Genomic DNA, 26,539 nt, shown 5'->3' on the forward strand with positions numbered 1-26,539 from the left:
GGAGAACCTACATGGCCGCTCGCCCGACATGGCAAGGACATCTGAAGCTGTCGCTCGTCACCTGCCCGGTGGCGCTCTACACCGCGACGACCAGCGCCGCCGACGTGCGCTTTCACCTGATCAATCCGGACACCCACAACCGCATCCGCATGGTGCCGACCGACCCCGACGCCGGTCCGGTGGAGCGCAGCCATCTGGTGCGCGGCTATGAGGTGTCCAAGGACGAATACGTCCTGTTCGACGACGCCGATTTCGACAAGGTGCGGCTGGACAGCACCAAGACCATCGCCATCGACAAGTTCGTGGACGAGGCCGAGATCGACCGCCTGTATTGGGACGACCCCTTCTTCGTCGTCCCGGAGAAGGGAGCCGGGGTCGAGGCCTTCGCCGTGATCCGCGACGCCATGCAGAAACAGGGCAAGGTGGCGCTGGGCCAGCTTGTCCTGCGCGGCAAGGAACGCCAGCTGGCGCTGGAGGTGCGCGGCAAGGGCCTGCTGGCCTACACCCTGCGCGCCCATGACGAGGTGCGCGACGCCGACGACTATTTCGACGACATCCCCCAGGTGAAGGCCGACGCCGACATGGTCGAGATCGCCGCCCGCATCATCGCCCAGAAGGAGGCCGACTTCGACCCGACCGCCTTCAAGGATCGCTACGACGACGCCCTGCGCGAGATGATCAAGGCCAAGACCAAGGGCGGCAAGGGCCTGGTCGACGTGGCCGAGCCGGACGACACCAACGTCATCGACCTGATGGCGGCGCTGAAGAACAGCCTGAAGGGTTCTGCAGGCGGGGCCCGCAAGCCGGCGGCGAAGAAGCCGGCGCCGCGCAAGAAGACGGCCTGAGCGTCACTCCACGCCCATCTTGCGCAGGGCGGGTCTCAGGCTGACGGCGGCGGCGCGGAAATCGGCCCAGGGATCGGGCCGCTCAAGCAATTCGGGCCAGACCCACAGATTGTAGTCCACGGGCCTCAGTCCCGGCTTCACCTGATCCCACGACAGGGGAAAGGCGATCCCCGCCGCCGGCCGCGCACGCGGCGACCAGGGCGCCACGGCGGTCGCCATCCGGCCGTTGCGCAGATAGTCGATGAAGATCTTTCCGCCGCGCGCCTTCTTGGCCAGGGTAGTGGTGAAGCGGTCCGGCGCCTCGGCCTTGATCGCCTCGGACACGGCCTTGGCGAAGGCCTTGTTCTGCTCCCAAGTCACGCGGGAACGGCCGTCGGCGCGGATCGGCGCGACAACATGAAGGCCCTTGCCGCCCGTCGTCTTGACGAAGGGGGTGAGGCCCAACCCTTCGAGTTTCGCCTTCACCACGCCGGATGCGGCGATCACATCGTCGAATTCCAGCCCCACGTCGGGGTCCAGATCGAAGGTGATCTGGTCCGGCGTCTCGGGGTCGCCCGGCTTGCAGCCCCAGGGGTGCAGCTCCAGTCCTCCCGACTGGGCGACTGCGGCCAGGCCGCCGACATCGACCACGGCGACGTATGGGGTGCGCGCCTTAACGTCGATCAGCTTCAATCGGGGATTGGAGCCCGCCATGGCGTGGCGCTGGAAGAAGGTCTCGCCCTCAATGCCGTCCGGCGCCCGGATGATGGAGACGGGCCGATCCGCCACATGAGGCAGCAGACGCTCGGCCGCCGCCTCGAAATAGCGCGCCAGATCGGCCTTGGTGATGGGCGGTCGGCCGTCGTTCCCCGGCCACAACACCTTGTCGGGACTGGAGATGACGACGCCCGCCACAGTGACTTTGTCGCCCTTCCTCGAAGCCGGCGGCGACGCGGGCGGCTGGGGCGACGCCGTCACGTCCTCGGCGGTCTTGTCGTCGCGCAGGCCCTTGAAGGCCGCCTGCCGCAGCGACCCGGACTCGGTGTAGCCGCCGTGCTCGATCTCCGCGACCAGCCTCGGCTTCACCCAGTGAATATCCTTGCCGCCTTCGGGCGCGCCGGGGCCGGTAAAGGGGCTTTTGTCCGCCGCCTCGGCCTTCAGCGCCGGGATGAGCAACCGCGTCGCCGTCTCGCCGAATCCCGTTCCCACCCGGCCGAGGTATCTCAGCCCGCCCTTCTCGCGCACCCCGACCAGCAGCGACCGAAACCGACGGCCGCTCTCCGACGACCAGCCGCCGATGATGACCTCGTCGCGCCCCCGGCACTTGGACTTGACCCAGGTCGAGGACCGCCCGGCGTGATAGGGCGCGTCCAGCTTCTTGGAGATCACGCCCTCCAGATGCATCCGGCAGGCGCTTTCCAGCACGGCCTGCCCCGTAGAGGCGAAATGCTCGACGTAACGCAGACGCCCGCCCTTTGCGCCGATCCGGTCGATATAGGCCTGCAACCGCGCCTTGCGATGCGACAGGGGCAGCTTGCGCAGGTCCTCAGCCCCTTCGAACAACAGGTCGAAGGCGAAGTAGACCAGTCGCCCCGTATCCCCCTCGGATATCGCCGCCTGAAGGGCGCTGAAGTCCGGCATGTGGTCGTCGTCGAGGGCGCATAGTTCGCCGTCGATCACCGCATCGGGCCAGCCGGCCGCATCCGCCGCCAGCTCCGGGAAGCGATCGGTCCAGTCCAGGCCCTTGCGGGTCCGCAGCACCGCCTGGCCGCCGCCGACCCCGATCTGCAGCCGATAGCCGTCGAACTTGATTTCATGCGCCCAACCGGCCGCCGAGGGCGGGTGATCGACCGCCTTGCACAGCTGGATCGGGACGAAGGCGCGCGGCCGCTTCGGCCTGGTCGCCGCCTTCGACGATGCAGGCTTGGGCGGCGCCTTGCGGCGGGTCGGCTTGGAGGACGTCCATTGCGCGTCGCCCTCGGCGATCTGGGCCAGGGAGCGGCCGGTCGTCACCGAGGCGTCGATCTCGGCCAGGGCGTCGCCCTCGCCGGCGACGGCGTGCTCGTCCTTCTCCTTCAGCAGCAGCCAGTTGTTGCGCTTGGACGGCTTGCCGCGGTCGCTCTTCAGCCGGATCAGCGCCCATTTGCCCTTCAGCCGCTCGCCGTGAAGGATCATCTTGATCTGACCGCGCGCCCAGGCGGCTGTGAGGTCCGCCTCATGCGGCTCCCAGGTTCCGACGTCCCACAGCTGCACCGTGCCCGCGCCGTAGTTGCCCGCCGGGATCGTCCCCTCGAACCCGCCGTAGTCCAGCGGATGATCCTCGACCTCGACCGCCAGGCGCTTGACCGAGGGGTCGCGCGACGGGGCCTTGGTCACGGCCCAGGACTTCAACACGCCGTCCGCCTCGATGCGGAAGTCGTAATGCAGCCGCGTCGCCGCATGGCGCTGGATCACGAAGCGAAGCGCGCCCTTGGCCCCGGTTCGGCGAGCGCCCTTGGGTTCCGGCGTCTGCTCGAAACGCCGCTTGGCCTGATAGGTCTTCAGTTCGCCGCGCATGGACGATTAATCCGCCTATGCGCAAACCGTTGCGCTGACGGCCCCTTGATCCTCAGCCGCCGAGAATGTCCGCCAGGCGCGCAGCCGTGTCTCGCCCCGTCGGCCCCGGCGTCTTCACGTCTTGGCGTCGGTCTCGAGGCGCGGCGCCGGGCGGCCCCTGACCGCCCGCGCGGGTTGTCCGGCATGGATGTCGCGCCCGCGGCGTTCGACCTCCCGCAGGATGACCGCCAGCTCCTTGTCCGTCAGATGTTCGATGCCGATGAAGCCCGCGTCGGCCTTTTTCACGGCATAGATCAGCTCGTCCATCTTGGCGTGCATGGCGGCGGCGTCGCGGTTCTGAGTGTTCTGGATCAGGAAAACCATCAGGAAGGTGACGATGGTGGTGCCGGTGTTGATGACCAGCTGCCACGTCTGGTCAAAGTGGAACAGCGGCCCGGTCACGGCCCACAGCAGCACCACCGCCAGGCAGATGATGAAGGTCCACGGCCGTCCCGCCAGCTTGGCCGTCGTGTTCGCCAGATGGTTGAACAGCTTTTCCATTCCGGCGGAACGGCGGCCGCAGGGCCGGGTTCCGTCGGATCAGGACAGACTCATTCGCTGGCGGCGGGCGCACGCGTCCCGATGGTGCGGTCCAGGAAGTCCAGATAGGTCCGCCACTGGTGCAGTTGGCGGTCATTGCCCCGGATGCCGTGGCGCTGGCCCGGATAGAGCATGGTCTCGAACGGAATGCTCTTTTCCTGCAGGGCGTTCAGCACCCGCGTCGTGTTCTCGAAGATGACGTTGTCGTCGGCCATGCCGTGCATCAGCAGCAGCCGCCCGGTCAGATTGTCGAGACGCCCCAGCACGTCAGACGCCGCATAGCCCGCCACATTGCCCTGCGGCGTCGACATATAGCGCTCGGTATAGGCGGTGTCGTACAGGCTCCACTCCGTCGGCGGGGCCCCTGCCAGAGCCGCCGCCAGCCCCATCTTCGGCTCGGTCAGCGCCATCAGGCTCATGAACCCGCCATAGGACCAGCCCATGATGGCGATGCGGTCGGCGTCGACATAGGGCAGCGAGCGCAGATAGTCGGCGCCGATGACCTGATCCTCGATCTCGGGCTGGCCCATCTTCAGATAGAGGGCCTGTTTGAAGGCGGCCGAACGGTCGCCCTCGCCCCGGTTGTCCAGACGGAAGACGATATAGCCCGCCTCGGTCAGCAGCTGGTTGGTCGCCGGCTGCCAGGCGTTCTTCACCCCGCCGCCCGACGGGCCGCCATAGACCTGCATGACGACCGGATAGCGTTTCGAGGGGTCAAAGCCCGGCGGCGTGGTCATCTGCCACATCAGCGTCTCGCCATGGCTCTGCAGCGTGCCGAAGCTCGGCTTCTGCTGGCGCTCGGCATAGGGCCAGAAGGGGTGGCCCGGCTGGAGTTTGTTCTCCTCGATCCAGCGCACGCGCTGGCCGTTGATCGAATACAGCGCCGACTGCGCCGGGGTGTTCACGTCGGTATAGTTGCCGACATAGGCCGTGCCGGTGGTGTTGACCGACGCGCTCCACCAGCCGCCGCGCGGGGTGACTTCGGTCGGGTTCAGCGTCCGCCTGTAGCTGGTCCGGAACAGCTGCTGCTCGATCGGATATTCCTTGCCGTCGCGCATGGAGGCGGTGAAGAAGACCTCGCCTGTCTCCTGATTGACGCCGTCCAGCGACTTCACCGGATAGTCGCCGCGCGTGACGGCCCGCAGCTGACGCCCGTCCTTGTTGTAGAGATACAGGTGACGCCACCCGCTCTCCTCGCTGGACCAGATGAAGTTGCCGTCCTTCAGCGCCTTGAAGTCATGGGTGACGTTGACCCAGGCGTTCGAGGTCTGGCTGGCGATCACCCGGCTGGCGCCCGTGGCCGGATCGACGCTGAGCAGGTCCAGCCGCTTCTGATCGCGCGACAGACGCTGGACATAGGCGACCGAGCCGTCCGCCGCCCAGTTGACCCGGCCCAAATAGATGTCCGTGTCAGCGCCCAGATCGACCTTGACCCGCTGGCCGCCCTGCACGTCCTGAACATACAGCTCGACCACGGCGTTGGGCCGTCCGGCGCGGGGGTAGCGCTGCTGGGCCACCGAGGCGCCGCCGCCGGTGATGTCGAGGCGCGGAATCACGTCGACCGGGCTTTCGTCCGTGCGTTGCAGGGCGATGTAGCGCTCGTTCGGGCTCCACCAATAGCCGGTGTCGCGGTCCAGCTCCTCCTGGGCGATGAACTCGGCGGCGCCCCAGGTGATCAGGTCCTTGCCGTCGGTGGTGATGGCCTGTTCGGCGCCCGTCTCCAGATTGACCACGAACAGGTTCTGGTCGCGCACGAAGCTGACGAACGATCCCTTGGGCGAGACCTTGGCGTCGATCTCATCGGCCGCCGTTTCGGTCAGGCGCCGCACCGAGCCGTCGGCGCGGTTGGCCAGGAAGACGTCGCCCTCCAGCGGCGCCAGGATGTAGCGGCCCTGTTCGTCCCAGGAATATTCGACCACGCCGCGCTGCGAAATCCGCATCCGCTCGCGCCGCGCCTTCTCGGCCTCGGACAGTTCGCCCGCGTCGGGAACCAGGGCGCGGGCGTCGATGAGCTTGAACGGCTCGCCCCCCTTCACCGGCGCGGCCCACAGGTCCAGCACGTCCACGTCGTCCTCGCGCGAGCGCAGGAAGGCGACCAGTTCGCCGTCGGGCGACAGGCTGACGCCCTTGGCCACCGGCCCGGCCAGCGACGGATTGGCGAACACCCGCTCGACCGTCAGGATCGAGGACGCGGGCGCCGTGGCGGCGGGAGGCGTAGCGGGCTGAGGGGTCGATTGTGCGAACGCCGGGGTCGCAGCCATCAGGATCGTCGAGGCGAGAAGAAAAGTGCGCATGGCGGTGAAGCTAGAGGCGGAATCTTCCGCCGTCATCCGCAATTCGTCCTTCTCCCCTTGTGGGAGAAGGGAGAAAAAGAGAGTCCAATTCGTCTGAATCGTCTGAAATCCCCTGCGGCTTGCGGCCGCATCTTCCTGGGCCGAAGCGCAGTATGGCACAGGCTTACAGGTAGGCTGGCCGATTGTGATCGGCCCCTTGTTCCCCATGGAGCGGAAGGATCGCCGCGGCGCCCTTTCGCAACCGCCCCTGACGGCCTAGGTAGTCGCCATGTCCGACGCCTCCCTCTCCGCGCCGCCCGTCAAGGCCAGTCCGTTCCATGAGTTGGAAGTCCTGTGGGTCCGCCACTGGAACGACCAGTTGTTCAGTTTCGGCGTGAAGCGGCCCGAGGATTTCCGCTTCCGCTCGGGCGAGTTCGTCATGATCGGCCTGCCGGGCGAGGACGGCGGCAAACCCATCCTGCGCGCCTATTCGATCGCCAGCCCCTTCTGGGCCGAGGAACTGGAGTTCTTCTCCATCAAGGTCGAGGACGGCCCCCTGACCTCGCGCCTGCAGAAGATCGTCGCGGGCGACAGCGTGCTGATGGGCAAGAAGCCGACCGGCACCCTGGTTCTGGACGCCCTGACCGGCGGCGAGCGTCTGTGGCTGATCGGCACCGGCACGGGCCTGGCGCCGTGGCTGTCGGTTGCGCGCGATCCCGAGACCTATTCCCGCTTCAAGCAGGTCATCGTCTGCCACACGGTCCGCAACGTCGCCGACCTGGCCTACCGCGACTTCTTCAGCCACGAAATCCACGACGATCCGCTGATCGGCGACGAGGCCAAGGCCCAGCTGACCTATTATCCGACCGTGACGCGCGAGCGCTTCGAGACGCCGGGCCGCATCACCGACCGCATCAAGTCGGGCGATGCCTTCGCCGACCTGCAACTGCCCATCGGCTTCTCGCCCAACAGCGACCGCGTCATGCTGTGCGGCTCGATGGCGATGATCAAGGAGACCGGCGAACTGCTGGAATCCTACGGCCTGAAAGAAGGCTCGAACGCCGAACCCGGCGACTATGTTCTGGAGCGCGCCTTTGTCGGCTGACCTGATGACCGCCCCCCGCACCGTCGCCATCGACGACCGCAAGGCCCCGGAAGACTGCGCCACCATGCTCGACGTGCGTCAGGGCGTGGACGCCCTGGACCGCGCCCTGGTGACCCTGCTGGCCGAGCGCCAGCGCTACATGGACGCCGCCGCCCGCATCAAGCCGAACCGCGACGCCGTCTTCGATCAGGCTCGCATCGACGACGTGGTGGCCAAGGTGCTCAAGGCCGCCGAACCCGCCGGCCTGTCGCCCGACATCGCCGAGCCGGTCTGGCGCCTGCTCATCGACCGCTGCATCGCCCACGAGTTCGGAACCTGGGACAAGACGCGGGTCTGAACTTCCTTCTCCCCTTGCGGGAGAAGGGCCTCAGCCCTTGAGGCTCTTCAACGCCAGTTCATGGCGATAGGCCGCCACATCGGCCAGGGCCGCGTCCAGCGCCGTCTTCACCCGCTCCAGCCCGGCGTCCGCGGCAGCGTGTTCGCCGAACTCGACCTCTTCGCAGACCTGGGCCAGAGCCTTGGCCCCGATGCCAGCCCCGGCGCCGCGGATGGTGTGAACGGCGTCGCGCCAACCCTCGCTGGAGGCGTCCAGCATGGCCGACCACATGCGGGCCTGTTCGGCGAACAGGCCCAGCACTTCTTCCGTCACATCATCCATGCCCGCCGTCATGGCTTCGAGGACGGTGAAATCCACCGCCCCCGACAGGTCGCGTCTCGCCATCAGGCCTCGGACTCCTCGCCCTTGGCCAGGCGCGAGTTGCGCGACGACCAGATCAGATAGACGGCCAGACCGAACAGGTTCCACAGCAGGAAGTAGAGCTGCGTCGAGCTCTTCAGGCTGAAGAAGAAGACGATGCAGCCGATGATGGCGATGCCGCCGACCAGCCACCACAGCGGCGCCTTGAACTTGCGCTCGCGGTTCGGTTCACGCACGCGCAGCACGATCAGGCTGACCCCCACGGCCATGAAGGCCATCAGGGTGCCCGCATTGGCCAGCGAGGCCAGCTCGTCCAGGCGCATGATGCCGGCCAGGAAGGCCACGACGATGGCGGTGAAGATCGTCACCACGGCCGGAACGCCGCGCTTGGAGATCTTGGCCAGGCGGTTGGGCAGCAGTCCGTCGCGCGACATGCCCAGGAAGATGCGGCTCTGACCGAACAGGAAGGCCAGCAGCACGGTCGGCAGGGCGATCACGGCGGCGGCGGCGATCCACTGGGCGGCGACGCCCTGGCCCAGGCCGCGCATGATGTGCGCCAGAGGCTCGGGGCTGTCGGCGAAGCTGGCGACCGGGGCGGCGCCGATCGCGGCGGCGGCGACGGCGATATAGAGGACGGTGCAGATCACCATCGAGCCGACGATGCCGATGGCCAGGTCGCGCTCGGGCTTCTTGGTTTCTTCGGCCGCCGTGGCGATGGCGTCGAAGCCGTAGAAGGCGAAGAAGATGATGGCGGCCGCGGCCATGACCCCTGTCTGCACGAAGGGCGCGCCGAAGCCGTGCGGCATGAAGGGGGTGAAGTTGGCCGTATCGAAGTGCGGCATGGCGATGGCCACGAACACCACCAGGGCGGCGATCTTCACGAACACCAGCACGGCGTTCAGCGTGGCGCTTTCCTTCGTGCCCAGCAGCAGCAGGCCGGTCACAATGGCGATGATGAAGATGGCCGGCAGGTTGATCAGCCCGCCCTCGACGTGCGGTCCCACGGTCAGGGCGAACGGCAGGTCGATACCCAGTCCGGCCAGGAAGGGCACGGCATAGCCGGACCAGCCGACGGCCACCGTCGACACGACCAGCGAATATTCCAGGATCAGGCTCCACCCTACGACCCAGGCGAAAATCTCGCCCAGCGCGGCGTAGGAATAGGTGTAGGCGCTGCCCGAAGCGGGCATGATCGTCGAAAGCTCGGCGTAAGCCAGGGCGGCGCAGGCGCACACAAGACCGGCCAGGGCGAAGCTGATCAGCACCGCCGGACCCGCCAGACCCGCCCCGACCCCGATCAGGGTCAGGATGCCGGTGCCGACGATGGCGCCGACGCCCAGCGCCATAAGGTGCGGCCAGCTCAGGGTTTTCTTGAGCCCCGGCCCCGAATGCGGGGCCAGCATCGCGTCGATCGAGCGACGACGGTTCCAGAACGCCATAATCTTTTACTCCCCCTCGCCGCGTCTTTCCGGCGGCTGATTCAAGGCGCGACCTTAGCGCGCGATGCAATCACGATAAAAGACGCATTTGACGCTTGCGCCTCCCCCCGGGTGCGAGTAATAGGAGCGCCCTTCGCCGAGGCCATCAGCGCCGCAGCGAAGGACCGGCGCCACACCAAGGGCGCAGACGACGGTACGGGTGATTAGCTCAGTTGGTAGAGCAGCTGACTCTTAATCAGCGGGTCCACAGTTCGAACCTGTGATCACCCACCATCGTCTCCTTCTTTTCATGCATTGAATGATCGTCGCGCCTCGGCGCGAGGCCATCCGGCTGCGCCCGCTTTCTGCTAGAAGGCGGGCATGTCTGACGCCGCCTCGATTCCCGCCGCCCCTTCCTCTTATGGCCCGCTTCACGGGGTGCGCGTGCTGGACCTGTCGCGGGTTCTGGCCGGGCCGTGGGCGACGCAGACGCTGGCCGACCTGGGGGCCGAGGTCATCAAGATCGAACGGCCGGGCGCCGGCGACGACACCCGCCATTGGGGCCCGCCCTTCACCACGACGGCCGACGGCGCGCCCGGCGACGCCGCCTATTTCCTGTGCGCCAACCGAGGCAAGAAGTCGGTCGAGCTGGACATCGCCAGCCCAGACGGCGCCGAGGCCGTGCGTCGCCTGGCTGCGACCTGCGACGTGGTGGTCGAGAACTTCAAGACCGGCGGGCTGAAGAAGTACGGCCTCGACTACGCCGCGCTGGCGGCGGTCAATCCGAAGCTGGTCTATTGCTCCATCACCGGCTTCGGCCAGGATGGGCCGGACGCGCACCGGGCCGGCTACGACTACATGATCCAGGCCATGGGCGGGCTGATGTCGATCACAGGCCAGCCCGACGGCGCGCCGGGCGCCGAGCCGATGAAGGTCGGGGTGGCGGTCGTGGACCTGTTCACCGGCCTTTACGCCTCCAACGCCATCCTGGCGGCGCTGTGGCACGCGCGGGCGATCGGCGAGGGGCAGCACGTCGACATCGCCCTGTTCGACGTCCAGGCGGCCATGCTGGCCAATCAGGCGACCAACTGGTTCGTCTCAGGGACCGCGCCGACGCGGATGGGCAACGCCCACCCCAATCTGGCCCCCTATCAGCCCTTCTCGTGCTCGGACGGCATGGTGATCATCGCCGTCGGCAATGACGGCCAGTTCCGCGCCCTGTGCGGCGCCCTGGGGTTGGAGATCGAGGACCGCTTCGCCAGCAACGCCCTGCGGGTCGCCGAGCGCGAGGCGCTGGGGACTCTGATCGCCGCGAAGACGGAAGGCTTCACCATGCAGGGTCTGATGCAGGCGCTGGAGGCGGCGGGCGTGCCCTGCGGTCCGGTCAACACCATCGACCAGGTGTTCGCCGAGCCTCAGGCGATCCATCGCGGCCTGACGGTCGAGCAGACCCGGCCCGACCTGGCTGATCCCGTCCGCACCGTCGCCTCGCCTATCCGCCTGTCGAAGACGCTCGTGCGATACGACGCCCCGCCGCCGAGGCTCGGGCAGGATACGGAGGCGGTGTTGGGGGCGTTGGCGCCAAAGGACTGACGTCCGTTCTCTCTCTCACGCCGTCATTCTCGGGCTTGACCCGAGAATCCAGCAAGCATGACGGCGACCGCCTCAACCCCATGCCTGTTCAGCCGTTGCGGGGCTGGATTCTCGGGTCAAGCCCGAGAATGACGGCGTAAGAGAAAAAGGATGAGCGGAAACCGAAAAGTCAGCTCACCTGCCGCTTCTCCAGCTTCCGCGCCAGGGTGCGGCGGTGCATCCCCAGGCGGCGCGCCGTCTCGGAGATGTTGAAGTCGGTCTCGGCCAGGACTTCGTGGATGCGCTCCCATTCCAGCGTCTTGATCGAGGTCGGGCGAGCGGTCAGGGGCGCATCGGGATCGCCCGCCTCGCGACCGAAGGCCGCCTCGATGTCGTCCGTGCCCGCCGGTTTGGCGAGGTAGTGGCGCGCGCCCAGCTTGATGGCCTCGACCGCCGTGGCGATGCTGGCGAAGCCGGTCAGCACCACGATCACCAGGTCGGGATCGAAGGCGTGCAGCGTCTGCACGCAGGTCAGGCCCGACGCCGTTCCCAACTTCAGGTCCACCACGGCGTAGTCGGGATGATGCGTCTTCAGCAGTTCGACCATCTGGTCGTGGCTGTGGGCGGACACGACCTGATAACCGCGCCGCTCGAACGACCGACGCAGGGTGCGGGAGAAGGACTCGTCATCCTCGACGATCAGAAGCTGGCGGGGGTCGTCGGTCATCTCATTCCCTCTTTCCAGACCCCTTATCTCGGGGCCAGGGCGTCGATCGGCAAGGTCAGACGCACCACGGCGCCGGCAGCGCCGCCCTGCCCCCTCGGTCGGTTCGCGGCCACGACCGTGCCGCCCAGCTTGCGCACCACGTTCACCAGCAGGAACAGCCCCAATCCCGCGCCGGCGCGCGCCTTGGTCGATTGATAGGGCTGGCCCAGCTTCTCCAGAATGGCCGCAGGGAAGCCGGGGCCGTCATCCTCGAAGGCGATGAACAGCCCGCCCGCGTCGGCGGCGGCCCGCACCTCCAGATTTCGCGCCCCGGCCTCATGGGCGTTGTCCAGCAGCGCGCTGAACACCTGCTTCAGGGCCGGATCGGCGATGATGCTGGGGTTGCCGGGCGCCGGGCCGTCCAGGGTCACGCCCAGGGCGTCGCCCGCCTTGTCGGACCATTCGGCGATGATCTCTTGCAGGAAGGCCTTCAGGGTGGTGACGGTCGGCGCCTCGCCGCGCGCCTCGCCCGCCGACATCAGAATGTTGGTGACGATGGATTTGCAGCGCTCGACCTCGGCCTGCATCTGCTCGATGTCATGCGCCAGATCCTCGTCGCGGTTCAGCGCGGGCATCCGCCGCCAGTCGCTGAGAATGACCGAAAGCGAGGCCAGGGGCGTGCCGAGCTCATGCGCCGCGCCCGAAGCCAGCAGCCCCATGCGCACGATGTGGTCCTGTTCCGCCGCCTGCTGCCGCGCCTCGGCCAGATAGGCGTCGCGGGCGCGCACGTTCCGGCTGGTGCGGGTGACGAAGGCCACCAGCAGCACGGCGATCAGGATGAAGTTGATCAGGGCGCCCTGCTGGATCAGGCCCAGCCGCGCATCGGCCCCTGCGGGCAGGTCCAGCGGCTGACGCCAGATCGCCAGGAAGGCCAGGCAGGCGCCGGTCGCCAGCACGAAGCCCCAGGCGTAGACCGGCCGCAGCAGCACCGCCGCCAGCACCACCTGCATCAAGTAAAGGGCGGCGAACGGATTGGTCGCCCCGCCGCTGAAGTAGAGCAGCCAGCTCAGCGCCGCCACATCGACGCACAGGGCCAGCAGGATCTCGGGGTCGGTGACCACCTTGCGCCGAAGGGTGACGGGCGCGCTGACCAGGTTCATCACCGCCAGAGCCGTCGGCGCCAGCAGCAGCGGCCCCAGCGGCAGGCTGATCCCCAGTCCCCAATGGACGATGACGATGGTCGCCACCTGGCCGATCACCGCCAGCCACCTCAGCTGGATCAGCAGCAGCATGTTGCGCCGTCCGGCCGCGCCCGGCGACACCGGCGTCTCGGCGTTGGCGTCCATGCCCAGAACCGTGCGGGCGAAGCGGCTGAGAGTCTGGGTCTGCACTATCGCCCTCCCCTTCTGCGGCGCCGCTCGTCGCGCAGCCACAGAACGGCGCCGCCCGCCGACATCAGCGCCAGCCCGAACCAGGTCAGGGCGTAGACCAGATGACTGTTGGCGAACCGCACCACCGTCAGCCCGCCGCGGGGCCAGCCGCCGGGATTGGGCGTCGCGTCCGCGTCGATGAAGTAGGGCGCGACGGCTCCCTCCAGCCGCTTGGCCTCGGCGATCGCCGCCACATCGCGCGAGAACCAGCGATCAAACGCCGGATCGTTGTCGCGCAGGAAGCCGCCCTTGGGCTCGGTGATCCGCAACAGGCCGGTGATGGAGACCGGGCCGTCGACCTGACCTTCGGCGCGGGTTTCAGGGGCCGTTCGCTCGGCGGGGACGAAGCCCCGGTTGATCAGGACGGTGAAGCCCCGCGCATCCGCCAGCGGCGTGACGACCCAGAAGCCCGGCCCCAGGTCCGTCACCGCCTTCACCCGCGCCTCGCGGTCATGCAGGAACCGGCCGCTGGCCGTGACGCGGCGGTACTGGTCCGCCTCGCGCGTCACGGCGTCGAAGCCTGCAGGCCCCGGCGCCGGAACGGGGTCGGCATGGATGCGGGTGTCGACCTGACGGATCAGGTCCTGCTTCCACGCCAGGCGCTGCACCTGCCAGACGCCCAACGCCGAAAAGCCCGCGATCAGCACGGCGAAGGCCGCCAGTCCCGCGACCGTTCGACGGCGTGACGCCGGACGGGCGGCGGGTTCAGGGGCCGAAGATGACGTCAAGCGGCGTCTCCGCGTGCGAGAGGGCTCAGCCCATCCCCTGCATGTCGTGGACGGGCATCATGTTGGTGTTCAGGTGATACATGACCCAGACCGACCCGGCGACGGCGATGACCACGATCACCAGGGTGAAGATCAGCGCCAGCATGTTCCACCCGCCCTCAGACCTGTGGTTCATGTGCAGGAAGAAGATCATGTGGACCACGATCTGCACCACGGCGAAGGCGGTGATGATCAGGCCCGTCAGCTGCGGCGCCAGCACCCCGGCCATGACCAGCCAGAAGGGAATGGCGGTCAGCACGACCGACAGGCCGAAGCCGATCAGATAGCTTCTGTAGGCGCCGTGATCATGCCCATCGGCATGATGATCGCCGTGGTGATCGTCGTGAGCCACGGCGTGCTCGTTGTGGGCTTCGGCGCTCATCGCAGCATCCCGAACAGATAGACGAAGGTGAAGACGCCGATCCAGATGACGTCCAGGAAGTGCCAGAACAGGCTCAAGCACATGAGGCGGCGCCGGTTGGCCTGGATCAGGCCCTTCTGCGCCACCTGCACCATCAGGGTAACCAGCCAGATGCATCCGAAGGTGACATGCAGGCCGTGCGTGCCCACCAGGATGAAGAAGGCCGACAGGAAGCCGCTGCGCTGGGGCGTCGCGCCCAGGTGGATCATGTGGGCGAACTCATAGAGCTCGATCCCCAGGAAGCACAGGCCGAACAGGCCGGTGACCGCCAGCCAGACCTGCGTCTGCGCGACCTTGTTGCGGTACATCGCCAGCATGGCGAAGCCGTAGGTGATCGACGAGAACAGCAGCATGGAGGTGTTCAGCGCCACCAGCGGCAGGTCGAACAGATCCTTGGGCGCCGGACCGGCCGCATAGTTGCCGCCCAGCACGGCGTAGACGGCGAACAGGATCGCAAAGATGAGGCAGTCGCTCATCAGATACATCCAGAAGCCCAGCATGGTGCTGTGGCCTTCCGGGTGGTGCGGCTCCTCGACCGGGTGGAAGATCGGCCGCCCGGCCTCGTCGACATAGTCGGGGTTGAGGGTTGGTGCGTGGCTCATCGGATCACCCCTGCGTCGCTGCTGCGGCCGTCAGGGCCTGGGTGCGCGCGTCCTCGGTCGCCTGAACCGTCTCGGCCGGGATGTAGTAGTCGCGCTTGTAGTTGAAGGTGTGGAAGATGGCGTAGGCGATCAGGGCGGCGAAGCCCGCCGCCGCCAGCCACCAGATGTACCAGATCAGGGCGAAGCCGACGATCAGCGACAGCGCCGACAGGATGAAGCCGGCCCCGGTGTTGGCAGGCATGTGGATCGGCTTGAAGCCTTCGGTCGGACGCTCATAGCCGCGCGTCTTCATGTCCCACCAGGCGTCGCTGTCGTGGATGATCGGCGTCTTGGCGAAGTTATAGTCCGGCGGCGGCGACGAGGTGGCCCACTCCAGCGTGCGGCCCAGCCAGGGGTCGCCGGTCTCGTCGCGCAGCTTGTCGCGATGGATGATGCTGACGGCGAACTGGATCAGCATGGCCAGGATGCCGACGGCGATGACGGCCACGCCGACGCCCGCGATGACGAACCAGATCTGATAGGCCGGGTCGTCGAAGACCCGCATCCGCCGCGTCACCCCCATGAAGCCCAGGACGTACAGCGGCATGAAGGCCATCCAGAAGCCGACCACCCAGCACCAGAAGCTGACCAGGCCCCACTTCTTCTCCAGCCGGAAGCCGAAGGCCTTGGGCCACCAGAAGTTGATGGCGGCGAACAGGCCGAACAGCACCCCGCCGATGATGACGTTGTGGAAGTGGGCGATCAGGAACAGGGAGTTGTGCAGCACGAAGTCCGCCGGCGGCACCGCCAGCATGACGCCCGTCATCCCGCCGATCACGAAGGTCAGCATGAAGGCGACCGTCCACATCATCGGCAGCTCGAACCGGATGCGGCCGCGGTACATGGTGAACAGCCAGTTGAACAACTTGGCCCCTGTCGGGATCGAGATGATCATCGTCGTGATCCCGAAGAAGGAATCCACGGACGCGCCCGAGCCCATGGTGAAGAAGTGGTGCAGCCACACCAGGTAGGACAGGATGGTGATGACCACCGTCGCATAGACCATGGAGGTGTAGCCGAAGAGCTTCTTGCCCGAGAAGGTCGAGGTGACTTCGGAAAACACGCCGAACAGCGGCAGGATCAGGATGTAGACCTCGGGGTGGCCCCAGATCCAGATCAGGTTCACGTACATCATCGGGTTGCCGCCGAAGTCGTTCGTGAAGAAGTTGGTGCCGATGTAGCGGTCCGCCGACAGCAGGACCAGCGTCGCCGTCAGGATCGGGAAGGACGCCACGATCAGGATGTTGGCGCACAGCGAGGTCCAGGTGAAGACCGGCATCTTCATCAGGCCCATGCCCGGCGCGCGCATCTTCACGATGGTGGCGATCAGGTTGATGCCGGACAGGGTGGTCCCTACCCCCGCGATCTGCAGCGCCCAGATGTAGTAGTCGACGCCGACGCCCGGACTGTAGCCGATGCCCGACAGCGGCGGATAGGCCAGCCACCCCGTGCGCGCGAACTCGCCGATGAACAGTGAGGCCATGACCAGCACGGCCCCCATGGTGGTCATCCAGAAGCTGAAGTTGTTGAGGAAGGGGAAGGAGACGTCCCGCGCCCCGATCTGCAGCGGCACCAGATAGTTCATCAGGCCGGTGATCATGGGCATGGCCACGAAGAAGATCATGATCACGCCGTGGGCGGTGAAGATCTGATCATAGTGGTGGGCGTTGAGGTAGCCCTCTGACCCGCCGAAGGCCATCGCCTGCTGCAGACGCATCATCACCGCATCGGCGAAGCCGCGCAGGAACATGATCAGGCCCAGGATCATGTACATGATCCCGATCTTCTTGTGGTCCACGGTGGTGAACCACACCGTCCAGAGATAGCCCCACAGCTTGTAGCGGGAGACCAGGCCCAGCACCCCCAGACCGCCGATGACGACGACGGCGAAGGTGGCGACCAGGATGGGCTCGTGGAACGGAAGCGACTCCCAGTTCAACCGACCCAGAAGCGGCGATGTGGAATGTTCGACGGTCATGATCGTTCAGGCGCTCAGGATTGCGACGCGGCGGGCGCGGACGCCGTGGAAGGCGCGGTGAAAAGGGAGGCGAACCGCTCGCCGGACGAAGCACCGGCGCGGCCGGGGCGCTCAAGCCCCTGCCCCATGACGCGGTTCAGAGGCGTGTCGCGGGCGACGTCCTCGCCGAAGGCCTGACGGCGACGGGCGGCCTCGACGGCGGCGGCCTCGGCCTCCAGCGGGGTGCAGATCGTCAGCACATAGGACTCGCCGGCGCCGAAGACGGCGTCGCCGCGACGGGCGTATTTGTCATAGACAAGCGGCAGGGTGTTCTTGACCGCCGTCAGGCCCAGGCCGCCCTTGCGGTCGATGTCCATCATCTCGCCCATGCACATCTTGCCCGGCTCGACGCACATATTGACCACGGCGTTGAACAGGCGATCGTCGACCGAGGCGTAGTGGATGACGGGCACCTTCTCGCTGGGCTTTTCCAGCTCCAGATAGGTTTCGCGGTCCAGCCCCTGGCCGGCCGCGCGCACGCCCGCGACCCATTGGTCGAAGCCGGCCTCGTCCAGGCCGTGGAAGGCGAAGCGCATGTTCGAGAAGCCGTCGCCGGAATAGTTGGCCGAGAAGCCGACGTATTCGCCCGGACGGTTGATGACGGCGTGCAGCTTCGTCTCCATGCCCGGCATGGCGTAGATCTGACCGGCCAGGGCGGGGATGTAGAAGGAGTTCATCACCCCGGTCGAGGTGATGTGGAAGCGGATCGGCCGATCGACCGGCGCAGCCAGCTCATTCACCGTGGCGATGCCGTATTCGGGGTAGATGAACAGCCACTTCCAGTCCATGGCCACCACCTCGACCTGCAACGGGCGGTGATCCTCGGCCACGGCCTGTCCCGCCGCCACGCGGTCCAGCGGGCGATAGGGGTCCAGCAGGTGCGTCCCGGCCCAGGTGATGGCGCCCAGGCAGATGATGATCAGCAACGGCGCGGCCCAGATCACGAGTTCCAGATGGGTCGAGTGGTCCCAGTCCGGTTCGTAACGGGCCTCCTTGTTCGATTCCCGGTATTTCCAGGCGAAGAAGACGGTCAGGATCATCACCGGAATGATGATGATCAGCATCAATATGACGGACATGACCAGCAGGTCGCGCTGCTGGGCGGCGATGTCGCCGGCAGGCGACAGCACCACGGCCTCGCAGCCGGGCAGCAAGGCCAGAAGAGGCAACAGCAACAGGGGGCGCAGTCGGCGCACGGCGGCTCCAGTCGAGGTTCGAGGCGAGGTCGCGGTCATCGTGCAGGCCCCGTAACCCCGCCCCCGAACAGGCGACATTGGACAATCTGCCCTATCCCTTGCGCCGACCATCGGGAGCAAAGGGGCCGTTCCAACATTCTATTGTCGCGGGCGCGCGTGCGCCCCGGTTCCTGGAGCCTCATCGGTCATGAACGCAGCCAGCGGCGCGCCTTCTTCAGAGCCCCTCGAGCGGGACGCCAGCCGGATCAACGCGCGAGACGGCAAAATCGACGCGGGCGAAATCGCCATCGGCGTCATCATCGGCCGGACGTCGGAGTTCTTCGACTTCTTCGTCTACGCCATCGCCTCGGTCGTGGTGTTTCCACAGCTGGTGTTTCCCTATGCGGGACCGCTGGTCGGGACGCTGCTGTCCTTCGCCGTCTTCGCCGTGGCCTTCATCGCCCGGCCGTTCGGCACGGCCCTGTTCATCGCCATCGACCGGCGCTTCGGGCGCGGGACCAAGCTGACCATCGCCCTGTTCCTGCTGGGCCTGTCGACCGTCTGCCTGGGCTTCCTGCCGGGACATGAGCAGGTCGGCCACTGGTCGGCCGCCATGCTGATCGCCCTGCGGATCGGTCAGGGCGTGGCCCTGGGCGGCGCCTGGGACGGCATGGCCTCCCTGCTGTCCGTCAGCGCGCCCGAGAAGCGACGCGGCTGGTACGCCATGGTGCCGCAGCTGGGCGCCCCGATCGGCCTGATGGTCGCCAGCGCCCTGTTCGCCTATTTCCTCAGCAAGCTGTCGGCGGCCGACTTCATGGACTGGGGCTGGCGCTATCCCTTCTTCGTGGCCTTCGCCATCAACGTCGTGGCCCTGTTCGCGCGCCTGCGCATCGTGGTGACGCCGACCTTCCAGGCGGCCTTCGAGACTCTGGAGCTGCACCCCGCGCCCGTGACCAAGGCCGTGCGCGAGGAAGGCGGCGACATCATCATCGGCGCCTTCGCCCCCCTGGCCAGCTTCGCCATGTTCCACATGGTGACGGTGTTCCCGCTGTCGTGGGTCTTTCTCTACACCGATGAGGCGCCCAGCCGCTTCCTGATGATCGAGCTGATCGGCGCCGTCTTCGGCCTGTTCGCCATTCTGGCCTCGGGCTGGCTGGCCGATCGCTACGGCCGCCGCGCCCTGCTGGCGGTCACGGCTGCGGGCATCGCCGCCTTCTCGGGTTTCGCGCCCCAGCTTCTGGACGGCGGCCCGGCGGGCGAGCTGACCTATATGATCCTGGGCTTCATCCTGCTGGGCCTGTCGTTCGGCCAGGCCTCGGGCGCCATCGCCTCCAGCTTCAGCCTGGCCAACCGCTATACCGCCTCGGCGCTGACCTCGGACCTGGCCTGGCTGTTCGGCGCGGGCTTCGCCCCGCTGGCGGCCCTGGCCCTGTCGGGCCGGTTCGGCCTGGTGGCGGGCGGCGCCTATCTGCTGTCGGGCGCGATCTGCACCCTTCTGGCCCTGTGGCTGAATCGCGAACTGGCCAAGGAGCGCGCGAGCGCCAAGGCCTGACCGCCGGATCGGACGTCGCCTCATGATCAAGGGCGGCGCGTTCGGAGGAGCGCGCCGCCCTTGTGACATCTGCGGGTCTCTTCGCCTCGATAAGGTTATCGGCCGTTTACGATAGGACTTAAGCGCCCGCTAAGTCTGTCTGATCGCCTGACGTTAACAGCGGCCGAGTATCGTCACCTGGAAATCAAGGGTGATGAGGACGTCATGACCAAGCTGATGCAGGCAAAACGCCGTGCGCTTCTGGCGATAGCCGCCGGCCTTACAATGGCGGCGGCGCCCCAGATCGCGGCCGCAGGTCCGACAGCGGGACATTCCTACAAGCTGCGCGCCACCGTGCCGGTCGCTTGCTGGGTGCGCCCCGATCGAACCGTCATGGTCGAAACCGGCCGCATGGGCTCGGTGATCGAGGCCTGCAACAGCCCCGGCGGCTTCACCGTTTCGGCCCAGTACCGCCCCCTGGCGGAGACCGAAAAGGCCCGCATCATCTACGGCGACCGCTCGCTGGATCTGACCAAAACCGGCCTTCTGGAGTTGCGCCGCTCCAGCATGGCGACCATTCGGACCGTCGACTACCGCTTCGACGACGTTCAACTGGACGAGCCGTTGATCCTCGCCCTGACGATCCAGCCGATCTGACAGGCTCATAGTCCTCAAACGATAACGCCCCGCAGATCGCTCTGCGGGGCGTTTTCATTTGCCGCTCAGGGGCGAACGGCCTCGCCCCCGCTGATCAGATCGCCGCGACGGTGAAGGTCAGGGTGTCGCTGTAGTCCCCCGCCCGCTTGCCGGAGGTATCGCCGATGCGGACGGTCAGGGGATAGTCGTCGTTACGCGCCTGAGCCGAGGCCACGTCGAAACTGTACGGCGCCGTCAGATTGACCTGCCGGGAGCCCATCTGCAGCCCATAGTCGATGGCCCAGGCGGTGCCCGCCTGACGCAGCTTGCCCAGATTCTGAGACGTGACGGACACGCGATATCCGCCCGTGCTGTGGACGTAGACCGAGGTGTTGAGCGCCCGCGTCCCCTCATTCAGTTCGCCCAGATTGATCGTCGGCACGCCGTTCTGTCGGGTGAACTCGCCCTTGAGGCCGATCATGGCGGCCGCCGCCATTTCCAGAACGATGGTCACGGGCCGTTCGGCATGGACCTCGCCGTTGGCCGCTTGCAGGGCGATATAGGCGACCTGGCTGTAGCGCCCGTAAGGCAGATTGGCGGGCGGGCGGACGGCCACGCCGATCCGGGCCAGTTCGCGCCCTTCCTTGGGCACATGAATCTGGGCCCCCGTGACGATGCCGCTCACCCCCGAACGGGGCGTGATATCGGCGGTGCTCTGCTCATCGCGCATGGCGTAGGGCACGCGCACCCTGCTGCCGGGACTTCCCAGGCCGAACGGCTCACCGCGCAGTGAGACGCTGAAGCGCCCGTTGCACGGCGTCTGACCCGTGTTGACCAGCGCCATGTCGAAGGTGCGGTACGCGGCGTCGTCCTCGAGCGGGTTATAGCGAATGACCCACTGGTCGACTGCGGGGTCCAGGCTCAGGTTGCACTTGGCCTGGGCGGAAGCCTGGCCGGCCAGCCCCAGGACGCCCAGGGCGCCCACGGCGGCGACAGCCAGTTTACGAGCATCTCCGGCGATCATGTTCTTCTTCCTTCCCGTTATTCTTCCGGCACGTCGATCGGCAGGGTTACGGTCTGCATGTCGAGCAAGCCCTCGTTGTCGGCCGGCACGGTGAACTCGAAACCCGCCGCCGGGCTGGTGAAGAGTTCAACGCGATAGGTCTTGCCCGGCTTCAGCTTCTGGACGGCGAAACGGCCGACCGAGTTGGTGAAGAACAGTTCGGGCTCGGCGTTCGGCTCGTCCGCGGGACGCACGCGGCCCGAGAGCAGGGCCGCCGGCCGGCCGCCGTTGCCCACGATCCGTCCCAGGGCGGAGACGAAGGCGTCGCTGCCGACCTGGATGGAATAGCCGCTCTTGTAGGCGGGCCGAACGCGCAGCACGCCGTCGCCGACATCATAGCCCAGCGGGACGTCCAGCACGTCGTAGCGCACCGACTGGTTCACATAGGAGGTCAGGGTGTTGGACAGCGCCGGCCCCAGGGCGCCGCTGCGCGACGTATAGGCCCCGCCCTGGAAGGACTCGCCGACGATCACCGGGTGATCCCCGAGCGTGTCGTGCGGGTAGACGATGGCGAAGCTGTCGTAGATGTTCCGCCCGATCGCCGCCCGACCCCCGGTCGTGGCGATCGAACTGCCGATGCGCAGGGTGGTGACCTGCTCGTCCGAGATGCTGCTGAAGCTCTCGCCGAACGCCGTGTGCGACAGGCTGGCGTCGAAACGGTTGCCCACATAGTCCAGCTGGCCCGAGACGGTGCCGGGACCGTCGTCATAGGTGGACTGGACCGAGTAGCCCCACGATCCCACGCGGTTCTCGCTCGACTGCTGGAAGCGCATGCTGCCGGGATTGCGCGCCGGATTATAACGCGCCTCGCCGCGCCGATCGTATCGCGGCGACCAGATCAGGGCGATGGTGAAGCCGAAGCCGTCGCGCGTCGTCCCGAAGCGGTTGCCGTAGTCCGTATACTCCGTCCCGAACTGCAGCCCCCAGGCGGGCGTCACCCGATAGGTGGTCGTGGCCGACAGCGTGTAGGAATCGTCCATGAAGGTGCTGCGGCTCATGCGGTAGGAGGCCGTCGCGTTCGCCAGCCAATCCGCCGAGAAGCGGTGCGAATAGGCCCCCGTGAAGATCCACGAAATCGGGTTCTGGCCCGAGGCGTTGCCCAGGCTCGAATAGTCCTCGGAGGTATAGTCCGCCACGAAGGTCCAGCTGTCGTAGGTGTCGCCCCGGTCGACGGCCAGGTCATAGCTCAGGGCATAGGCGTAGCCCTGGCCGTAGTCGCTGTTGCTGACCGACAGGTCGAGACGCGCCCGCGCGCCGTTCTTCAGGATCACCTGCGTCTGGCCGGTCAGGTTCTGCACCTCTTCCGAAGCCTGCAGCCCTATGCCCAGCGCCGGGCGGTTCTCGAACGCCTTGCGCCAGTAGCCGGTGAAGGCCAGCTCCCCGTCGCTGTAGTCCGGCGTGCCGAACAGTCCGGAGTTGGTCACCCCCAGATAGGCGCCGTATTCATAGTCGCCCGGCTCCAGGTCGATGGCGTCCAGATAGGCGCTGTAGGAGACGGTCTCCATCCGCCCCGATTCATTCTGGATCTCCAGCTGGACGTCGTTCGAGCCGGTTTCGAGCGGCAGGTTGGAGAGGTCGTACTGGCCCGGATCTAGGCGAAACTCGCGGACGAAGACGCCGTTGCGCAGGACCCGGACCGTGGAGGCTTCCTGCAGGACCAGCTGTCGCCCGCCCGCCAGGACGTTGTTGCGGAAACTCTCGAAGCGCTGCCGCTGGCGCGCCACGCCGACGCCGCCCATCTGGACGTAGCCCTGTCGGCCCCGCGTCTCGGGATCCAGGTCGCCGAGGTACCAGCGACGGAAGGCTTCGGGCTGATCGTAGACGAAGCGCGCGTAGCGCCGGTCGACCTCGTAATCGCCGGTGAGCAGGTCCTCTCGTCCCTGGACGTCGGTTTCGAAGACCAAGTTCCGGAAGCGCATCGCGCCATTCAGATAAAGACTGGGCGTTCCGACCTCGCCGGTCGAGATTGCGCCGCTGCACCAACATGTTGGTGTTCAGATAGGCCGAGAAGTCCTCGGGCGCGACGCCGGGATCGTCGGGTCGACCGCCCTGGAACAGCGACTCCACCGAGCGCTTCGTCGGATCGATGCGCAGCACCAGCACCGCCAACTGATCGGGGTCGTATTCCAGGCGAATGCCTGTCGTGTTGATTTCCTCGGGCGCGAAAGACTCCACGCCTTCCAGCCGCGCCGCCAGTTCCGCCTGGGCCTCAGGCGTCAGCAAGGGGTTGATCAGACGCTGGAACCCCGCGCTCTCGACGATGAAGCGGTCGTCGCGCGTCAGCAGAACCGGCATCTCGCCCAGCACCCGGCTGTTGAAGTTCAGCGGCACCGTCATGGCGATGTCGCGGTCGTAGGGGTTGATGTTGGGCCGCGGCTGCGCAGCACCGGTCGTCTGGCTTGCAGCGACGGCCTGCCCGTCCTCGGCTTGCCCTTCCTGGGCCGCAGCCGTCGACGCCGCCAGCATGGCTGCGATCAGCGCCAGGCGCGACGCCGTCCCCCTGATCCTCGCCCCCCTCATGGTCAGCGCCCGAACCGAAGGGTCACGGGCTTCGCCGGGTCCAGTTCAACGCCCGTCGGCAGCTTGAACGTGCGACGGCCCCCGCCGGGCGCCAGATATCCGACGCCGACGGTCTGGGAGACTTCATCGCTGTTGTATTCGCGACGGAACGGCTGACCGGCCTTGTCCGTCCCTTCGACGATCCAGGTGGCGCCGCTCATCAGGGCGTAGCGTTTGCCGCTGTTGGCGACGACGATCTCGACGCCCGGCTCCGCCGGAGGCGCCGCGACGGGCTGGCCGCCCGTGAGCGAAGGATCTATCTCAGGCGCGGGAGGCGTGACCATCGCGGGCCTGACCGAAACGATCTCGACCTTGGGCTGGGCGCCCGGGGGCGCCACCACGATGAGGGCCTTCATGGTGTAGAGCACCTGGACGGCCACCGCGCCGCCCCCCTCGGCCACGTCCGGGTCGGTGGCGACGGGCAGTTGCTTCACCCACAGATAATAGGCGCGCGATACGTCGATCGCCGGATCGCCGATCCATTGGACGCGAACGACCTGCCGACCGCTGACGGGCACCACGCCCTGAGGCGGAAAGACCAGAAAGTCCTCATCCGCCGGCGTCTCGACGATATTGCCGTCGGCGTCGATGTCCATGCGCGTGATGCGGGTTTCGAACGGCAGGGCGGCCGAGCCGACATTGCCCACTTCGATGCGCGCGGCGGATCCTGCGCCCGACGTCGTCAGCTCCGACACCATCGGCGACACCCGCATGGCCCAGGCCGACGTCACGACCAGGAACCCCGCGATCACGACCGCAGCGCCCCGGAGCAACCGTCCCAGCCGCGGCATACGTATGCTCAATCGCACCATCACCGACGCTCCCCAAACCCCATCCAAAGGCGTCCGCTTTCGGCCGCCCAGGCAAAACCGCCCGCCATGCCGCGCCTTGGGGCGACATCGAGGCAGTCTAACAACCGTTGATCACTGAAAAGAAAACGCGCGGAGCGGCCAGGCCGCGCCGCGCGCAATCGGTATGAACGTCGTCGCTTAGAAGGCGGCGATGTTGACGGTCAGATCGCCTTCATAGCTGCCGGCGAGCAACGACTTGGACGGGACCGGGATGTTGACGTTCAGAGCCATGGCGGACTTCCAGGCGCCGTGCTGCTTGCTGACCGAGTTCGAGCCGGTCGGCAGAACCAGCGAGGTCGCCGAAGCCGAGCCCGCCACGCCGACGTCGCCGGCGGTGTAGTTGGCGGTCACCGAGAAGGGCAGGTTCGCCTGGAACACGTTGGTGTCGTAGCCGGCGGAGCTGTTGTTCACCAGGCCGCGGATGTCCGACTTCGACAGGGTGACGGTGTTCGAGGTGTTGCAGCCCGCCAGGTTGCTATCGATCGTGACATTGGCCGGGGCGGTCATGTCAAAGGCCGCCGCAGGACCCGTGTTGTCCGAGGCGTAGATGCCGATCGTGCCGAAATCGATCGTCTGCGAGGTGCTGCTGCCCGAGTAGTAGGCGCAGTCGGTCGACACCATGCCCTTCAGGGTGAAGGTCGCGCCGTCGTCGCCGGCGGCCGTGCCGTTGTCGCCCTGCGCGCCGCCGAAGGCGTGCCACGACGAAATGGCCGAGTCGCCATTCTGAGCGTTCGCGCGGTTCAGACCGGCAGCGATGTTTTCCAGGAAGTTGCCGCCGGACACGTTTTGCGTGCCGACGATCGGCAGGGTGGTCTGGCCGCGGTTGATGGTGTCGGCCGAAGCGGCCGAGGCGGTCAGGGCGACGGCAGCGACGCCGGCCAGCAGGGTAGCGATCTTCATGATGATTTCTCCAAGCGAGGTTTTTGAAATCCCAGCGACCGAGACTGAAAGCGCCCTCGATCTGCCTTGGATGGTAACGAACTGTAAAAGACTAGGTCAAGAAAAAAATCGACGTTCTATAGTCGATTTTTGAATTTCTCTTCTAAGGCGAAAGCAAATTGCCGCATTATACGACCAAATAGGCCGAATATTACTGACGTTAACTTAGGCTTTTTACTAAACTCTAGGCTGAATTGTAACGCTGAGAGTCTCAGCGTAATCACCAGCCAGCAGCCCGGCCCCTTCGGGCGGCTGAGTTCGGATCTGCAGTCGACCGCCGCCCGCAGCGATCGCGTCGCCGCTGCTCAAGGTCTTGCGGGCCGTCAGCTCGGCGCTTGAATAGGCCGCGCTCATCATGCCGTCTTGCGGCGCAAGGGTCGGAACGGCGACATTCAGGGTGTAGCGGAGGGTCCCGGCGAAAGGCCCCTCGCCCCGAGGCTTGGCCACATGAGCCAACCCGCCGCTGGCGGATTCGAAACTCAGATCGAAGGGCACGTTGCAACGGAGACCCAGGTCCGCCGTCACGACCTCATTGCCGGTCAGTTCCCCGAAGTCGATGACGCCCCCGCCGGAGAGGCGGCAGTCGGCGACGATCCGCCCGGTTACCAGGACGTCGAATCCCGTCGCGCTCTCGATGGAATCCGCCTGGGCGGCCGCCGCCGAAAGAGCGACGAGCATGCCGCCCGCCAAGGCGCCGATACGCATCAGACGCCGACCGGCCGTCGCCCGGCGCGCACTTCTTGTCCTTGCGGTCCCACCCAACGTTCGCCTCCCGTGGC

23 protein-coding genes and 1 tRNA gene are annotated in these 26,539 nt (G+C 66.8%); 7 read left to right on the forward strand and 17 right to left on the reverse strand.

The window, feature by feature from the left end:
* Positions 1–11 precede the first annotated feature (11 nt).
* Positions 12–845 carry a non-homologous end joining protein Ku gene (gene ku / locus AC52GN_RS10295; protein ID WP_346521102.1) on the forward strand — a complete coding sequence of 278 codons (834 nt, stop codon included), beginning with the start codon at positions 12–14 and terminating at the stop codon, positions 843–845.
* A gap of 3 nt (positions 846–848) precedes the next feature.
* Here the strand turns inward: ku and ligD are convergent, their stop codons facing one another.
* The 3 genes from ligD to AC52GN_RS10310 all read right to left on the reverse strand — a co-directional run bounded on the left by ligD (position 849) and on the right by AC52GN_RS10310 (position 6,253).
* On the reverse strand, positions 849–3,380 hold the full coding sequence (gene ligD / locus AC52GN_RS10300) for a DNA ligase D (RefSeq protein ID WP_496526987.1): 2,532 nt from the start codon (positions 3,378–3,380) through the stop codon (positions 849–851).
* A gap of 114 nt (positions 3,381–3,494) precedes the next feature.
* Positions 3,495–3,920: a low affinity iron permease family protein gene (locus AC52GN_RS10305; RefSeq protein WP_291776478.1), complete on the reverse strand. Its 426-nt coding sequence runs from the start codon at positions 3,918–3,920 to the stop codon at positions 3,495–3,497.
* 50 nt (positions 3,921–3,970) lie between these two features.
* On the reverse strand, positions 3,971–6,253 hold the full coding sequence (locus tag AC52GN_RS10310; protein ID WP_496526988.1) for a S9 family peptidase: 2,283 nt from the start codon (positions 6,251–6,253) through the stop codon (positions 3,971–3,973).
* 268 nt (positions 6,254–6,521) lie between these two features.
* Between AC52GN_RS10310 and AC52GN_RS10315 the strand changes: the two genes are divergently transcribed.
* Positions 6,522–7,337 (forward strand): ferredoxin--NADP reductase, encoded by an 816-nt coding sequence (locus AC52GN_RS10315; protein WP_496526989.1) that lies wholly within the window; start codon positions 6,522–6,524, stop codon positions 7,335–7,337.
* Between the two features lie 4 nt (positions 7,338–7,341).
* Positions 7,342–7,674 carry a chorismate mutase gene (locus AC52GN_RS10320; protein WP_128720399.1) on the forward strand — a complete coding sequence of 111 codons (333 nt, stop codon included), beginning with the start codon at positions 7,342–7,344 and terminating at the stop codon, positions 7,672–7,674.
* A gap of 30 nt (positions 7,675–7,704) precedes the next feature.
* Here the strand turns inward: AC52GN_RS10320 and AC52GN_RS10325 are convergent, their stop codons facing one another.
* Both AC52GN_RS10325 and AC52GN_RS10330 read right to left on the reverse strand, forming a co-directional pair.
* Positions 7,705–8,058 (reverse strand): Hpt domain-containing protein, encoded by a 354-nt coding sequence (locus AC52GN_RS10325; RefSeq protein ID WP_496526990.1) that lies wholly within the window; start codon positions 8,056–8,058, stop codon positions 7,705–7,707.
* Positions 8,058–9,473, reverse strand: a complete 1,416-nt coding sequence (locus AC52GN_RS10330) for an amino acid permease (RefSeq protein WP_496526991.1) — start codon at positions 9,471–9,473, stop codon at positions 8,058–8,060. Before AC52GN_RS10330 ends, AC52GN_RS10325 begins: the two co-directional genes overlap by 1 nt.
* Positions 9,474–9,670: 197 nt before the next feature.
* On the opposite strand from AC52GN_RS10330, the gene AC52GN_RS10335 reads away from it, so the two are divergent.
* Positions 9,671–9,746 (forward strand) — tRNA-Lys (locus tag AC52GN_RS10335).
* A gap of 87 nt (positions 9,747–9,833) precedes the next feature.
* Positions 9,834–11,045, forward strand: coding sequence for a CaiB/BaiF CoA transferase family protein (locus tag AC52GN_RS10340; RefSeq protein ID WP_496526992.1), 1,212 nt, complete (start codon positions 9,834–9,836; stop codon positions 11,043–11,045).
* 169 nt (positions 11,046–11,214) lie between these two features.
* Here AC52GN_RS10340 and AC52GN_RS10345 read toward each other — a convergent pair whose 3' ends face one another.
* Genes AC52GN_RS10345 through cyoA form a run of 7 tightly spaced genes read right to left on the reverse strand, consistent with a single transcriptional unit; the run spans position 11,215 to position 18,202 of the window.
* Positions 11,215–11,751: a response regulator transcription factor gene (locus AC52GN_RS10345; protein ID WP_346487404.1), complete on the reverse strand. Its 537-nt coding sequence runs from the start codon at positions 11,749–11,751 to the stop codon at positions 11,215–11,217.
* 23 nt (positions 11,752–11,774) lie between these two features.
* On the reverse strand, positions 11,775–13,121 hold the full coding sequence (locus tag AC52GN_RS10350; RefSeq protein WP_496526993.1) for an ATP-binding protein: 1,347 nt from the start codon (positions 13,119–13,121) through the stop codon (positions 11,775–11,777).
* Positions 13,121–13,888 (reverse strand): SURF1 family protein, encoded by a 768-nt coding sequence (locus AC52GN_RS10355; protein ID WP_496526994.1) that lies wholly within the window; start codon positions 13,886–13,888, stop codon positions 13,121–13,123. Before AC52GN_RS10355 ends, AC52GN_RS10350 begins: the two co-directional genes overlap by 1 nt.
* Positions 13,889–13,913: 25 nt before the next feature.
* On the reverse strand, positions 13,914–14,309 hold the full coding sequence (cyoD, locus tag AC52GN_RS10360; protein WP_496526995.1) for a cytochrome o ubiquinol oxidase subunit IV: 396 nt from the start codon (positions 14,307–14,309) through the stop codon (positions 13,914–13,916).
* Positions 14,306–14,950, reverse strand: coding sequence for a cytochrome o ubiquinol oxidase subunit III (cyoC, locus tag AC52GN_RS10365; protein ID WP_453988292.1), 645 nt, complete (start codon positions 14,948–14,950; stop codon positions 14,306–14,308). Before cyoC ends, cyoD begins: the two co-directional genes overlap by 4 nt.
* Before the next feature lie 4 nt (positions 14,951–14,954).
* Positions 14,955–16,967: a cytochrome o ubiquinol oxidase subunit I gene (cyoB, locus tag AC52GN_RS10370; RefSeq protein WP_496526996.1), complete on the reverse strand. Its 2,013-nt coding sequence runs from the start codon at positions 16,965–16,967 to the stop codon at positions 14,955–14,957.
* A gap of 14 nt (positions 16,968–16,981) precedes the next feature.
* On the reverse strand, positions 16,982–18,202 hold the full coding sequence (gene cyoA / locus AC52GN_RS10375; protein WP_496526997.1) for a ubiquinol oxidase subunit II: 1,221 nt from the start codon (positions 18,200–18,202) through the stop codon (positions 16,982–16,984).
* Positions 18,203–18,389: 187 nt separating this feature from the next.
* On the opposite strand from cyoA, the gene AC52GN_RS10380 reads away from it, so the two are divergent.
* Together AC52GN_RS10380 and AC52GN_RS10385 are read left to right on the forward strand one after the other, a co-directional pair.
* The gene (locus AC52GN_RS10380) at positions 18,390–19,733 is read left to right on the forward strand and encodes an MFS transporter (RefSeq protein WP_312218178.1); all 1,344 of its coding nucleotides are present in this window, start codon (positions 18,390–18,392) and stop codon (positions 19,731–19,733) included.
* A gap of 204 nt (positions 19,734–19,937) precedes the next feature.
* Positions 19,938–20,369: a hypothetical protein gene (locus tag AC52GN_RS10385; RefSeq protein WP_496526998.1), complete on the forward strand. Its 432-nt coding sequence runs from the start codon at positions 19,938–19,940 to the stop codon at positions 20,367–20,369.
* 94 nt (positions 20,370–20,463) lie between these two features.
* On the opposite strand, the gene AC52GN_RS10390 is transcribed toward AC52GN_RS10385, so the two are convergent.
* The 5 genes from AC52GN_RS10390 to AC52GN_RS10410 form a co-directional block, all read right to left on the reverse strand.
* A complete protein-coding gene (locus AC52GN_RS10390) occupies positions 20,464–21,372 on the reverse strand; it encodes a hypothetical protein (RefSeq protein WP_312218181.1) in 909 nt (302 codons plus the stop codon).
* Between the two features lie 17 nt (positions 21,373–21,389).
* Positions 21,390–23,330, reverse strand: a complete 1,941-nt coding sequence (locus tag AC52GN_RS10395; protein ID WP_496526999.1) for a fimbria/pilus outer membrane usher protein — start codon at positions 23,328–23,330, stop codon at positions 21,390–21,392.
* A gap of 603 nt (positions 23,331–23,933) precedes the next feature.
* On the reverse strand, positions 23,934–24,722 hold the full coding sequence (locus AC52GN_RS10400; protein ID WP_291776519.1) for a fimbrial biogenesis chaperone: 789 nt from the start codon (positions 24,720–24,722) through the stop codon (positions 23,934–23,936).
* Between the two features lie 237 nt (positions 24,723–24,959).
* Positions 24,960–25,721 (reverse strand): hypothetical protein, encoded by a 762-nt coding sequence (locus tag AC52GN_RS10405; RefSeq protein WP_452111528.1) that lies wholly within the window; start codon positions 25,719–25,721, stop codon positions 24,960–24,962.
* A 216-nt stretch (positions 25,722–25,937) separates the two neighbouring features.
* Positions 25,938–26,438, reverse strand: a complete 501-nt coding sequence (locus AC52GN_RS10410) for a hypothetical protein (protein ID WP_278070671.1) — start codon at positions 26,436–26,438, stop codon at positions 25,938–25,940.
* Between the last annotated feature and the right edge of the window lie 101 nt (positions 26,439–26,539).

The organism is Brevundimonas sp. SS2672 (assembly GCF_059579685.1).

Coding starts and splice junctions, on each gene's coding strand:
- ku (WP_346521102.1), top strand. CDS start 12: ATGGCCGCTCGCCCGACATGGCAAGGACATCTGAAGCTGTCGCTCGTC.
- ligD (WP_496526987.1), bottom strand. CDS start 3,380: ATGCGCGGCGAACTGAAGACCTATCAGGCCAAGCGGCGTTTCGAGCAG.
- AC52GN_RS10305 (WP_291776478.1), bottom strand. CDS start 3,920: ATGGAAAAGCTGTTCAACCATCTGGCGAACACGACGGCCAAGCTGGCG.
- AC52GN_RS10310 (WP_496526988.1), bottom strand. CDS start 6,253: ATGCGCACTTTTCTTCTCGCCTCGACGATCCTGATGGCTGCGACCCCG.
- AC52GN_RS10315 (WP_496526989.1), top strand. CDS start 6,522: ATGTCCGACGCCTCCCTCTCCGCGCCGCCCGTCAAGGCCAGTCCGTTC.
- AC52GN_RS10320 (WP_128720399.1), top strand. CDS start 7,342: ATGACCGCCCCCCGCACCGTCGCCATCGACGACCGCAAGGCCCCGGAA.
- AC52GN_RS10325 (WP_496526990.1), bottom strand. CDS start 8,058: ATGGCGAGACGCGACCTGTCGGGGGCGGTGGATTTCACCGTCCTCGAA.
- AC52GN_RS10330 (WP_496526991.1), bottom strand. CDS start 9,473: ATGGCGTTCTGGAACCGTCGTCGCTCGATCGACGCGATGCTGGCCCCG.
- AC52GN_RS10340 (WP_496526992.1), top strand. CDS start 9,834: ATGTCTGACGCCGCCTCGATTCCCGCCGCCCCTTCCTCTTATGGCCCG.
- AC52GN_RS10345 (WP_346487404.1), bottom strand. CDS start 11,751: ATGACCGACGACCCCCGCCAGCTTCTGATCGTCGAGGATGACGAGTCC.
- cyoD (WP_496526995.1), bottom strand. CDS start 14,309: ATGAGCGCCGAAGCCCACAACGAGCACGCCGTGGCTCACGACGATCAC.
- cyoC (WP_453988292.1), bottom strand. CDS start 14,950: ATGAGCCACGCACCAACCCTCAACCCCGACTATGTCGACGAGGCCGGG.
- cyoB (WP_496526996.1), bottom strand. CDS start 16,967: ATGACCGTCGAACATTCCACATCGCCGCTTCTGGGTCGGTTGAACTGG.
- AC52GN_RS10380 (WP_312218178.1), top strand. CDS start 18,390: ATGAACGCAGCCAGCGGCGCGCCTTCTTCAGAGCCCCTCGAGCGGGAC.
- AC52GN_RS10385 (WP_496526998.1), top strand. CDS start 19,938: ATGACCAAGCTGATGCAGGCAAAACGCCGTGCGCTTCTGGCGATAGCC.
- AC52GN_RS10390 (WP_312218181.1), bottom strand. CDS start 21,372: ATGATCGCCGGAGATGCTCGTAAACTGGCTGTCGCCGCCGTGGGCGCC.
- AC52GN_RS10395 (WP_496526999.1), bottom strand. CDS start 23,330: ATGCGCTTCCGGAACTTGGTCTTCGAAACCGACGTCCAGGGACGAGAG.
- AC52GN_RS10405 (WP_452111528.1), bottom strand. CDS start 25,721: ATGAAGATCGCTACCCTGCTGGCCGGCGTCGCTGCCGTCGCCCTGACC.
- AC52GN_RS10410 (WP_278070671.1), bottom strand. CDS start 26,438: ATGCTCGTCGCTCTTTCGGCGGCGGCCGCCCAGGCGGATTCCATCGAG.